Source organism: Pseudomonas sp. 58 R 12, from assembly GCF_900005865.1.
GTDB classification, from domain to species: domain Bacteria; phylum Pseudomonadota; class Gammaproteobacteria; order Pseudomonadales; family Pseudomonadaceae; genus Aquipseudomonas; species Aquipseudomonas tritici.
This window is the reverse complement of sequence record NZ_CVTP01000008.1, coordinates 148567-160762: the sequence shown is the minus strand read 5'-3', so window position 1 is coordinate 160762 and position 12196 is coordinate 148567. Positions and strand designations below refer to the sequence as shown.

The following is a 12196-nucleotide window of genomic DNA, read 5'->3' as shown; positions in this document are numbered from 1 at the left end:
CGCTCGAATGGCGTTAGCATCCTGCCCATTGGGTTTAACGATCAGGGTCGTACTGTGGAAAAGCTAAATCGCCTTCAAAGCGGAATCGAAGGGTTGGATGTCCTCCTCAAGGGCGGACTGGTCGCTGGGGCCTCCTATATCATTCAGGGTCGCCCTGGGTCCGGCAAAACCATTCTGGCCAACCAGCTTGGGTTCCACCATGCGCGCAACGGCGGGCGTGTCTTGGTTGCCACGCTGTTGGCCGAGTCCCATGACCGGCTGTTCCAGTTCCTGTCGACCTTGAGCTTCTTTGACGCAGCCCGGGTGGGCGCGGAAATTCAGTTCGTCAGCGCGTTTGACACACTGGAAAACGAAGGTCTTGATGAAGTGGTCAAGCTGCTACGGCGCGAAATCAGCCGGCAGAAGGCCACGGTCTTGGTCGTAGACGGTTTACTCAACGCCCGCTCCAAAGCCGACTCCCCGATCGATACCAAGAAATTCATTTCTGAACTGCAAGGTCACGCCGCCTTTGCCGGTTGCACCGTCCTGTTCCTGACCAGCTCGCGATTGGATGACGGTAGCCCCGAGCACACGATGGTCGACGGTGTAATCGAAATGGGTGAGGAGTTGTTCGGTACGCGTTCGGTCCGGCGTATTCAATTGCGCAAGACCCGAGGCAGCGGCGCCCTGACCGGCCTGCATGAGTGTGAAATCACTGACGACGGCCTGATGGTCTATCCGCGCCTGGAAAGCCTCTATAGCTACCCGTCTTCACACGACAACGCCGACCTCACGCGTATCCCCAGTGGCATCGGGTCGTTGGATGACATCCTGAATGGCGGCCTGCACCGCTCCAGCGTCACGCTGGTGATGGGGCCATCAGGGATCGGCAAGACCACCTTGGGCCTCAAGTTTCTGGCTGAATCAACGGTAGAGTCGCCGGGCCTGCACTTTGGTTTCTATGAAAGCCCGCAGCGCTTGCGCCTGAAAGGCGAATCGTTGGGCATCGATATAAAGCAGCTGGAAGACAGTGGCGCGCTGACGATCGCCTGGCAACCGACTACCGAAGGTTTGCTCGACGGGCTGGGTGCACGCTTGTTGCGCGTGGTCGAGGAGAAAGGCATCAAGCGTCTGTTCATCGACAGCTTGAGCGGGATGACCCGCGTGTCGAATAACCCCGCGCGCATCACCGACTTCTACAGCGCTCTGATGAACGAGCTGCGTTCCAGGGGCGTCACGGTATTTGCATCCATCGAGATCCACGACCTTGTCGGCTCCGAGGTCAGCGCGCCCGCCTCTGAACTGTCCAGCATCGCCGACAACCTGATGCTGATGCGCTTCCAGGAAATTCAACTTGAACTAAAGAGGACGCTTTCCATTCTTAAAGTGAGAGACAGCTTCTATGACACCTCATTGCTGGAGGTGGTCGTCCGTGACCAAACCGTTGAACTGAGAAAGGTTTCCCGACATGCATCCTCAGTTCCCGCACACTCTGCGCTACCAGGCTCAGCATCATAAGTACTTGGTTAGGTTGAATTGACATGTCCACCATCCTTGTCGTCGACGACGAATACTTGATCGCCGATATTCTCGGCTATGCGCTGGAGGATGAAGGATTCATGGTCGTGAAGGCCGGTAATGGTCGCAAAGGCCTTGAAGTGCTGGAGCGGGAACGGCCAGCGTTGATCATTACCGACTTCATGATGCCCGTTATGGACGGACTCGAGTTCGCAACGGCCGTACGTGCGCTGCCGTCGCTCAATCACTTGCCTATTATTCTGGTGAGTGGTGCGCAAGCCCATGTCGGCATGGAAAGATCAGACTTGTTTGATGCTGTGCTGGATAAGCCCTTCAAGATTGATTTGATCATCGCCGAAGTACGGCGCCTGTTGACCCCAGCTTGAATGCCGAACCTTTGGCAGGTGTCGGCGATGCGGCGACGGCGCCCTCCTCCTGCCTGCGCGCTTATCAGGCTGGATGGGCGCTCTAGTTGATCAAAACTGCGTAATCACAGTGACACCGGCAACTTCGAACCTGTCCATATTCATTAACGCGTCTATGGACTGTTCCAAGCTGATGGTGCGCCCTATCAGTCGCTGCGGAGACAGTTTTCCGGACTTGATCATCGCAAACATCGCATCGTACCGGTGAGCCTGCATACCGTGGCTGCCCAGGATCTCAAGTTCCTTGGCGATCACAGTGCTCATGGGCACGATGGGCGTGTTATTACCGCCCAGCATCAAGCCAACCTGGACGTGCTTGCCGCGTTTGCGCAGGTTGCTAATGGAGTTGAAGCACGTCGTCGGGTGTCCCAGGGCATCCAGGGACACATGCACCCCGCCGCCGCTGATTTCCATCACGGCGCCCACTACATCATCGACTTGACTGGCATTCACAGTCACCGCCGCACCCAGCGACTGAGCCAGATCAAGCTTGTCCTGGGCAATGTCGATCGCGATCACATTGGCGCCCAATGCATTGGCGATCATCACGGCGGATAAACCCACGCCACCACAGCCGTGCACCGCCACCCATTGGCCTGCGGTGGTTTTGCCTTGATCCACGACCGCTCGGAACGACGTGACAAAACGGCAACCCAGACTGGCGGCGGTGGCATATTCCATAGCGTCAGGCAGGGCAACCAGATTGAGGTCTGCCTGATGAATCGATACGTATTCGGCGAACGACCCCCAGTGCGTGAAGCCGGGTTGAAATTGGCTGTCACAGACTTGCTGGTGACCCGCATTGCACTGTGGGCAGGCGCCGCAGCCACCCACGAACGGAACGGTGACGCGATCGCCGATTTTCCACCTCACAACGTCCTTGCCCACCGCCTCGACAATGCCCGCCAATTCATGCCCGGGCACATGCGGCAGCTCGATGTCCGCATCGTGCCCGACCCACCCATGCCAATCGCTCCGGCACACGCCGGTGGCCATTACTTTTACGACGACGCCATGTGCTTCCGGTGCCGGGTCGGCAACCACCTGCAGCGTGGGCGGTGCTGAAAATGCTTCGTAGACCACGGCCTTCATAGAACCCCCTTAATTTGAAGTGTTCATTCATTATGCGTTGATCTTATGAATTTACCTTTCTTATAAAGGCGCCATTACAGTAAGTTCTGCAAGAAACTGATTTGGCCTGCGGGTCTGCTGAAAGGATCTTTCACTGTGGAAAAACTCGATAAAGTTGACCTTGAAATTGCCGACCGTCTACAACGGGATGGAAAGCTGTCCAATGCGAAATTGGCCGAGCAATTGGCGATGAGCGAGGCCTCCTGCTGGAGGCGGCAAAAACGGCTTGAAGAGTCTGGGGTCATCGAGGGTTTTCAGGCGGTACTCAATCGTCGCAAACTCGGTATCGGCGTCATGGCGTTCGTACAGATCGCGTGTACCCAGCATGGCGAAGATGTAACCGCGCAGTTCGAAGCGATCATTCTGGACAGCCCGAATGTGCTCGCCTGTTACAACACCACAGGAGAAGCCGACTTCCTGTTGCAGGTCGTCGCTAAAGACCTTGATGACTACAGCCGATTCGTCGAGAAAGTGCTGCGCAAGCTACCAGGCGTGTTCAACATCCGCTCAAATATCTCGCTGCGCGAGATGAAGGTGATCAACCGTTTGCCGCTGCTTTGAAGAGGCCGTATGCGTTAAACGCATACGCCTGCCTTAAACGTCATAATCCCCTGTTTCCTGGCGTGTTAATCTCGCACCACCACGAATAGACATTGATCGTCACTCGACGATGACCAGAACCAGGAAAGAACATGCCGAAACTCTCTCACTCAGCCTTGCGCCGCAAATTCCGTGAATTGCTAGCCACCCCAACGTGCGTTGAAACCGCCTCCGTATTCGACCCAATGTCGGCGCGTATCGCCGCCGACCTGGGTTTCGAAGTCGGCATCCTTGGTGGCTCAGTCGCTTCGTTGCAGGTACTGGCCGCACCCGATTTCGCGCTGATCACCCTGAGTGAGTTTGTTGAACAGGCCACCCGCATCGGTCGCGTCGCCCAGTTGCCGTACATTGCCGACGCTGACCACGGCTACGGTAACGCGCTGAACGTAATGCGTACTGTCGAAGAACTTGAGCGCGCCGGTGTGGCCGCGTTGACGATTGAAGACACATTGCTGCCGGCGCAATTTGGGCGTAAGTCCACCGACCTGATCTCCATTGAAGAAGGCATCGGCAAGGTGCGGGCTGCACTGGAGGCGCGGGTTGATCCAGAGTTGTCGATCATTGCGCGGACCAACGCAGGTGTGTTGCCGACCGAAGCGGTCATCGAGCGGACCCTGGCTTATCAGAAAGCCGGTGCCGATGGGATTTGCATGGTGGGTGTGGCTGATTTCGAGCACCTGGAGAAGATCGCGGAGAACCTGACGGTGCCGCTGATGCTGGTGACGTATGGCAATCCTAAGTTGAATGACGCCCAGCGGCTGGCCAGCCTCGGTGTGCGCGTAGTCGTTGCCGGCCACGGCGCTTACTTTGCCGCGATCAAGGCTACCTACGACAGCTTGCGTGCCCAGCGCCAGTTGACCCATAGCACCGACAACCTCAGCGCCACCGAGCTGACGCACACGTACACGTTGCCGGAAAGCTACGTGGCGTGGGCTGAAGAGTTCATGGACGTAAAAGAGTAAGACTCAAGCCCGAACGAGGGGACATCGGTCCCTTTTCGTTCAGGTTAAGAACCGATTACCCGCCTGCGGTAACCCCAGGTTCTCCTGTTTAATTGCCCTCCTCCTACCGCCCTTGTTGCATCTGGTCAGCATTGCTTCGCGCTGTCCCCACAAAAGACAAGTCGACATAACTACTCAGGCGCTGGGCCTTTGCGCGCCGTATCCAGCGGCTTTTTCCGTATCAATCTCAACCTTTTCCGACATCGAACGCTGTTCGCTTTCGAGTAAGGTCACGCCGGCTGGAAAGCTGACCGATAAGGCGCTAGCGCCGGAACGGCTGGGGCAACGATCTCGACGCGTTCCGCAGGGCGTTTCGGACATCCATGGCCAGTGGTCGCAAAACAGGCGGCTTCCTGGAATAGCCGTCAATTATCTATAAAAAAGGAGAGTTTCATGCCCCCGGAACACCGCGAAAGCGATCCCGGCACCGGCCACGGCCACGGCCATAGCGATCATTTACCGCGATCAACGCTGATTATTCCTCAGATAGACCTTCCTTTCTCCTGTCCGCCACCCCGCACCGACAGCGCTCATTTGCGCGCGCATGCTCTCGCCTGGGCCCAGCGCTACGGTTTGATCGGCCGCCGCGGTGCACATCGTCTGAGCACCACTCCACTGCTCGAACTGGGGATAGCGCTGTGCGGGGAAGCGCCCACGCATCGGGCCGAGATCCTGGTGTGCTGGTATCTGTGGGCACTCATTCTCGATGACCGCATCGACGACGGGCCATGGGCGGAAAACGGTACGTTGGCGTGTTTCGTCAGTGCGGTGCGGGCCGTCACCGAGCAGAACAGTGCTGACCTGTCGGGTGACAAGAACCGATTTGACGACCCCATGCTCGTTGCCCTGGTCGATGATCTGTGGCCACAGACCCGGTACTTGGGTGACGAGCGTTGGCGACAAAGGCTCGTGCGGCATTTGATCCGGCATCTGCATGCGCAGGCGACGCTGGTACGAATGCGCGAAACCGACACGACGCTCACATTGGCCGAGTATCTGCCGCTGCGTCGGGACTCGTTTGGCGCGCTGTTCTTCTTTGATCTGATCGATGGGGCCGAAACGCTCGACCCCTACCAGCCTTCAGCCGACATCGAAGGGTGGAACAGGTTACGCGAACACAGTGCCGACATTATTGCCTGGACGAACGATATCCATTCGATTGCCAAAGATGTGGTGTGTGGTGAGCGCTTCAATCTAGTCTCGATACTGGCGGGCAGCGCTGGCCTCGATTGGCCAGCCGCAATCGAATCCGCCCATCAGATGGTAAATACGGCGGTCGCGCAGTTCACCACTGTCGCCACTCGGCAGGCAGATCAACCGCCGTTCGCCGCGAACCACCCGGATCGGCTGCGACACATTGTGCGGGCGGCGGGCGATTGGCACCGTAGCGTTTCCCGGTATCACCTGCATGCCAACGATTCCGCGGCGCAGGCCGGCCGGCAAGTGGACCTGAATCTCACCCCGCCGACCCTCAAGTCCCGACAGTTCGAAATCGACCCCTACCCCTTGTATGAGCGTTTGCGTACCACACTACCGATTGTCTACGACGAGCCCACCGATGTGTGGCTGGTCAGTCGCCATGTGGATGTCAAAGCCGCACTCACCCATCCAGCGGTGAGCAGTAATAACTACGCTTGGCAGATCGGACCGCTGCTGGGACACACGCTAGTCGCCATGGACGGCTGCGAACACACTCAGCACCGGGCGTTGCTCACCCCAGCATTTCGCAGCAAAACACTCGCCGTGCTCGAAACCTCCATCATCTCGGTCACCACCGATCTGCTCGAACGCATGCGCGGCCGCTCCCAGGTGGAACTTATTGAAGATTTCACCACCGCACTGCCGGTGCGGGTGATGGCCAAGGTGCTGGGTCTTCCGGCTGAAACCTGCGAGGAGGTGACGCAGCTAAAGAACTGGTGTGCCATCGGCTTCGCTTATATGGGTAACTATCGACAGGATCCTTCACTGTTGACCGGTGGGTTATCCAACCGAGACAGTTTCTACGACTTCATCCAGCCACACATCGACGCCCGCCGTGCGGAGCCGAAAGACGATTTGATCTCGCAACTCCTGGCAGCCTGCATTGACGGTCAGCCGTTGTCCGAGACGTTCGTGAGGGCCTACTGTGCGATCCTCATGACAGCGGGCAGCGAGACCAGTCACGGCGCGCTGGCCAATCTCATCGTCAACCTGTTGAGCGAGCCAGGCCTCAAGGATGCGGTGATGGCCAATCCAGAGTTGATGGACGATGCGCTCGCCGAAACCCTGCGACGTAACCCTCCGCTGCAGCTCATATTGCGAGAGGCCCGTGAAGCGTTGGAACTGCCGTCCGGAACGATTCCTGCTGGCGCGACCCTGGCTTGCCTGATCGGTTCGGCCAACCGTGATCCGGACCAATTCACCGACCCGGACACCTTCAATATGGCGCGCGGCAATCAGTCGACCAGTCACTTCGCTTTTGGCGCGGGGCGTCACTTCTGCCTCGGATCGCTGCTGGCACGGATGGAAATCACGATCGGCGCTCGCCTGCTGCTGCAGACCTATCCAAACGTACGCTGGTCGCCGGGCTTTCAGCCCATCGAGCGTGGGTTCCTCAACCGCGGGCCCGATCGACTGGAGGTCTCACTATGACCGCTATCGACGCCGCCGAGGCGCCCGACTACACCAGCAGCTATCTCGGTGATCAGCACGCCGGCCAATTGGAACGGCTGCGCACCCTGGAATATGCCTTTGACCCGTTGAGCCACACGGTTTTTGATCAGCTTGAGCTGCCGGCCAAGCCCGCTATCCTCGATCTGGGCGCTGGCGCTGGATCGTTCGCGGGTTGGCTGACCCAGCAATATCCTGATGCGACGGTCACGGCCACCGACATCGATACCCGATTCCTGACTGGTTTACCCGGCATTCGGGTGCTCTCCCATAATGCGGCAACCGAGGAGTTCCCTGCTGCCTCCTTTGATGTCGTGCACGCACGGGCGCTGCTGTGTCACCTCAGTGAGCGCGAAGATGTATTGACGCGAGCGATCACTTGGCTGCGCCCTGGTGGCTGGTTGGTAATCGAAGACGTGAGCCTGCAACCGAGCTTGAACACTGCGCACCCGCTGTTCCGCAAAGTGGCCCAGGCCGGCATCGCGCTGCTGGAGCAGTCTATCGGTTCCGACATGCTTTGGGCCGATACCCTCCCCGACCAATTACGTGCCCTTGGACTCGCGAAAGTTACGCACCGCACCGTCGAAGGCCGAATCGGCGACAGCAGCCCAGCCGATACCTTCTGGGCGTCAACCACTGCACAGGCAGGGCCAGCGCTGCTGAAACTCGGGCTACTCACCCAGGAAGACCTGAATGCCATGGCCAACCTGCGTGCGGATCCAGCGTTTACCGACGCAGCGATGACATTAGTCAGCGCCTGGGGACAAGTCCCCACTCTTGAGTAAAAGGCATAGCACTGAAGGACATACAAAATGACCCATAATGTGGTGTTAGTTGACGCACAGGACGTAGAAATCGGTGTTTGTGACAAACGCGTCGCCCACTTGGGGGCGGGACAGCGCCATCGCGCATTTTCGGTACATTTGATCGACAGCGCGGGGCGTCATCTGCTCCAACGGCGTGCCGCAGGCAAAATGCTGTGGCCAGGCTTCTGGTCGAATGCCTGCTGCAGCCATCCAGCCCCTGGCGAGAGCATTACGGATGCCGCGTCTCGTCGCCTGCGCGAGGAACTGGGCATTTCTGCCTCCTGCCGCGTTCTCTATAGTTTTGAATACCATGCGCACTTTGGTGAAATCGGTGCGGAACACGAATTGTGCCATGTGCTGGTTGCCCAATCTGACGCTAAGGTGTTGCCGACTACCGAAGAAGTCAGCGAGATCAAGTGGCAGACCCGCGCTGAAATATCAGCCCAACTTTCATCGGCACAGGCCCCATTCACGCCGTGGTTCCGGATGGAATGGCAGCGCCTTATATCGGAGCACCCTTCGTTTGATACGCCCGCCTTGCAGGCGTGAAAAATCCGCCGCAGATTCTGCGGCGGCAACCTCTACCGCCCCCTCGACACCGGCAGCGCCAAGGCTGGCGCGATCAATAAGGGGTGCCCTGACCAAAGCCCCCCTCACCACAACCCCCCCTTCTCCACATCAGCCCATCCAACCCACGGCGGTCTTGGGAATCACTTCCGACTCGTCCAGCTTCGACGCAAACATGCTCACGGCCTGCACCGCATCACTGGTGCTGGTGCGAATCTGCAGGATGACCGAGCCCGCCTGATCCGCCAGGTTGACACCGCGTTGGGCGCCTTCCTGGGTGGCGTTCATGCTGGTGACGGCGTCACGGGTTTCCGAGAGGATCATGCCGATCATCTCAGCGATTTCCGCCGTGGAACGGCTGGTGCGCCCGGCCAGTTGCCGCACTTCATCGGCCACTACCGCAAAGCCGCGCCCTTGATCGCCCGCACGTGCCGCTTCGATGGCCGCGTTGAGCGCCAACAGGTTGGTCTGGTCGGCGATACCGCGAATGGTATTGACGATGGCGGTGATCTGCTCCGAACGATCGCCCAGTTGCCCGACCAGTCGCGCAGAAGCGCCAATGTTGTCGGCGATGCGGCGCATCTCGCTGGCGGTCTCCTGGATCACCTGGGTGCCATGCTCGGCAAAACGCTCGGTTTCGGACGAAATATGGTAGGCCCGTGAAGCACCACGGGAGTCTTCCTCGAACTTCTCCACACGCTCGGTGATATCGCTGGCGAACTTGACGATCTTGACCAACTTGCCGTCGCCGTCGTAGACCGGGTTGTAACTGGCTTCCAGCCATACCACCCGGCCATGTTTGCCCAGGCGCTTGAATTGCCCGGTGAAAAATTCGCCGTTGTTCAGGCGACGCCAGAAGTCGGCATATTCACTGCTGTTGACCAGGGTCGGTTCGCAAAACAGGCGGTGGTGTTTGCCTTTGAGTTCCGCCAGCGAATAACCCATCACGTTCAAGAAGTTGGCGTTCGCGTCCAATACGTTGCCGCCGAGGTCAAACTCGATCACGGCCATTGCCCGGTCCAGCGCGACCAGTTTGCTGGAAGTGGCCGCTTCCTGCTCCACTTTGGCGGTGACGTCCAAGGCGTACTTGACCACTTTCAGCACCTGGCCGCGTTCATCCAGGACCGGGTTGTAGCTCGCTTCCAGCCAGACCGTCTTGCCATTGGCATCGACGCGCTTGAAGGTGCCTGATACAAACTTGCCGGCTTTCAAATCACTCCAGAATTGGCTGTACGCTGCACTGCTGGTCAGCGCCGGCAAGCAAAAGTCGCGGTGGGATTTGCCGCTCAATTGACCCGCGCTGTAGCCCAGGGTCTTGAGAAAGTTATCGTTGGCCCGCAGCACCTTGCCATTGAGGTCGAATTCGACCACGGCCATGGAGCGTTCCAGTGCGACGATCAGTCCTTTGTACTCAGTGGATTCGGCCGTCCTGGCCGCCAGTTCGGTTTTGAGTGTTTTGTTGAACATGACGTACCCTCAGCCGCGCGGAAAAACTAATCTCTTGATTGGCTATCGGCTGGGAAATACGCGACTTGACGCGGCAAAAATGTTTATTTTCTGGCGCCAGATAATTGCTGCAGCCCCCGTCATTCAAGGCTTTGCGTCGAGCAGTGCCAACCGCTCGCGCATGCCGGCGCTGGCTGCAGGGCCAGCCTGCAACACGCACTGGTCCAACGGCACCACACGCCCTTCGGCATTTGCAAACATCGGCTGTACCGGCCTGCCCGTTTCGCGCTCCACCAACTCGACACTGGCGCCCTCCTCGGCGTAATGCCGATTGCCCCAGGCCACCAGTGACATCAGCACCATACGGAAATCCTCACCCTTGGCCGTCGGCACATATTCATGGCGCGGCGGGCGTTCGCTGTAGGCCCGGCGTTCGAGCATGCCCGCCTCCACCAACGCGTTGAGACGGCGTGTGAGCATATTGGGCGCGATGCCCAGGCTGCGCGAGAACTCATCGAACCGGCGCAGGCCCTGCAATGCGTCACGCATGATCAGGATGCTCCACCACTCCCCTACCCGTTCAAGGCTGCGGGCGATGGGGCATTCGTCGCGGGTGAGGGACTTGCGTTGCATGGCGGTAACCTGTGGATGAGTACAAATGTGCGTGACGCCATGTTACTTTCATGATGATAGTGACGTCCATAGGGTCTGTTCCCTCAACGCAACTGGAGTCGATTGATCATGAATAAACGCATCGTTGTGACAGGCATGGGCGCACTGACGCCGCTGGGCGCTGACGTGGAATCCACTTGGCAACGCCTGTTGGCCGGGCAGTCGGGCATTCGTCGCCTGCCGGAGGCGTTGATTGGAGACTTGGCCGTCAGCATTGGCGGCCAGGTGCAAAGCGTGCAGCAGGACCCGGAAGCCGGGTTTGATCCTGATCGGCTGCTGGCGGCCAAGGAGCAACGCAAGATGGACCGCTTTATTTTGTTCGCACTGGCAGCGGCGGATGAAGCACTGAAGCAAGCCGGCTGGGCACCGAAAACACCTGAAGAGCAAGAGCGCACTGCCACCATCATTGCCTCAGGCGTGGGCGGCTTCCCGGCGATTGCCGATGCTGTGCGCACCACCGACAGCAAAGGCCCGCGGCGGTTGTCGCCGTTCACTATTCCCTCCTTTCTGAGCAACATGGCGGCCGGGCATGTGTCGATCAACTACGGGTTGAAAGGCCCACTGGGTGCCCCGGTGACCGCTTGTGCGGCGGGTGTGCAGGCCATTGGGGATGCAGCGCGGATGATTCGCGCCGGTGAAGTCGACGTGGCGGTGTGCGGCGGTGCCGAAGCAGCGATCCATCGGGTCAGCCTGGCGGGTTTTGCGGCAGCGCGGGCGTTGTCCAGCGACTTCAATGACACACCTGAACGGGCCTCGCGGCCATTCGACCAGGCGCGTGACGGTTTCGTCATGGGCGAAGGCGCCGGCATCCTCGTCATCGAGGCGCTGGAACATGCCCTGGCGCGGGGTGCACAGCCGATTGCGGAGTTGGTCGGCTACGGCACCAGCGCCGACGCCTATCACATGACGGCCGGCCCTGAAGACGGCGATGGCGCACGGCGGGCGATGGTGCAGGCACTGCGCCAGGCCGGAATCCAGGCGGCTGAGGTGCAGTACTTGAATGCCCACGCCACGTCGACGCCAGTGGGTGACAAAGGTGAATTGGCCGCGATTAAAACGGTGTTCGGCGCCAACGGCAGCCTTGCAATAAGCTCGACCAAATCCGCTACCGGCCACCTGCTGGGGGCTGCGGGTGGCATCGAAGCCATTTTCACCGTACTGGCCCTGCGCGATCAGATCGCCCCGGTCACCCTCAACCTGCAAAACCCCGACGCCCTCGCCGATGGCCTGGACCTGCTGCGCGGTGAAGCCCGGCCAATGGCGATTGAATACGCACTGTCCAATGGCTTCGGTTTTGGCGGCGTCAATGCCAGTGTGCTGTTCCGCCGCTGGGCGTAGTTTGCCCCTGCTGTCGTTTTCGAGGACCATGGGCGCCTTTCTGAACCTGCCAACGCGAGGCGCC

Annotated in this window: 11 protein-coding genes; 8 read left to right on the top strand and 3 right to left on the bottom strand. The window is 59.2% G+C overall.

Annotated elements, in window-relative coordinates; genetic code table 11:
• Positions 1-54 precede the first annotated feature (54 nt).
• Positions 55-1497, top strand: a complete 1443-nt coding sequence (locus BFP95_RS04155) for an ATPase domain-containing protein (protein ID WP_065890993.1) — start codon at positions 55-57, stop codon at positions 1495-1497.
• A 23-nt stretch (positions 1498-1520) separates the two neighbouring features.
• Positions 1521-1883: a response regulator gene (locus BFP95_RS04150; protein ID WP_065873108.1), complete on the top strand. Its 363-nt coding sequence runs from the start codon at positions 1521-1523 to the stop codon at positions 1881-1883.
• A gap of 90 nt (positions 1884-1973) precedes the next feature.
• Here BFP95_RS04150 and BFP95_RS04145 read toward each other — a convergent pair whose 3' ends face one another.
• Complete coding sequence (locus tag BFP95_RS04145) at positions 1974-3014, bottom strand: zinc-dependent alcohol dehydrogenase family protein (protein ID WP_065880507.1); 1041 nt, start codon at positions 3012-3014, stop codon at positions 1974-1976.
• Between the two features lie 135 nt (positions 3015-3149).
• Between BFP95_RS04145 and BFP95_RS04140 the strand changes: the two genes are divergently transcribed.
• The 5 genes from BFP95_RS04140 to idi all read left to right on the top strand — a co-directional run bounded on the left by BFP95_RS04140 (position 3150) and on the right by idi (position 8658).
• Entirely contained in the window at positions 3150-3614 is a 465-nt protein-coding gene (locus tag BFP95_RS04140) for an Lrp/AsnC family transcriptional regulator (protein WP_065873110.1), read from the top strand.
• Positions 3615-3745: 131 nt separating this feature from the next.
• Entirely contained in the window at positions 3746-4615 is an 870-nt protein-coding gene (locus BFP95_RS04135; RefSeq protein WP_065873111.1) for an isocitrate lyase/PEP mutase family protein, read from the top strand.
• A 432-nt stretch (positions 4616-5047) separates the two neighbouring features.
• A complete protein-coding gene (locus tag BFP95_RS04130; RefSeq protein WP_065890995.1) occupies positions 5048-7285 on the top strand; it encodes a cytochrome P450 in 2238 nt (745 codons plus the stop codon).
• Positions 7282-8088: a class I SAM-dependent methyltransferase gene (locus tag BFP95_RS04125; RefSeq protein ID WP_065909336.1), complete on the top strand. Its 807-nt coding sequence runs from the start codon at positions 7282-7284 to the stop codon at positions 8086-8088. Before BFP95_RS04130 ends, BFP95_RS04125 begins: the two co-directional genes overlap by 4 nt.
• Positions 8089-8115: 27 nt before the next feature.
• Entirely contained in the window at positions 8116-8658 is a 543-nt protein-coding gene (idi, locus tag BFP95_RS04120; RefSeq protein ID WP_065909334.1) for an isopentenyl-diphosphate Delta-isomerase, read from the top strand.
• 129 nt (positions 8659-8787) lie between these two features.
• Here idi and BFP95_RS30195 read toward each other — a convergent pair whose 3' ends face one another.
• Positions 8788-10143, bottom strand: coding sequence for a methyl-accepting chemotaxis protein (locus BFP95_RS30195; protein ID WP_065880504.1), 1356 nt, complete (start codon positions 10141-10143; stop codon positions 8788-8790).
• A gap of 123 nt (positions 10144-10266) precedes the next feature.
• Positions 10267-10755: a winged helix-turn-helix transcriptional regulator gene (locus BFP95_RS04110; protein ID WP_065873116.1), complete on the bottom strand. Its 489-nt coding sequence runs from the start codon at positions 10753-10755 to the stop codon at positions 10267-10269.
• A gap of 108 nt (positions 10756-10863) precedes the next feature.
• On the opposite strand from BFP95_RS04110, the gene fabF reads away from it, so the two are divergent.
• Positions 10864-12132 carry a beta-ketoacyl-ACP synthase II gene (fabF, locus tag BFP95_RS04105; protein ID WP_065873117.1) on the top strand — a complete coding sequence of 423 codons (1269 nt, stop codon included), beginning with the start codon at positions 10864-10866 and terminating at the stop codon, positions 12130-12132.
• Positions 12133-12196 lie beyond the last annotated feature (64 nt).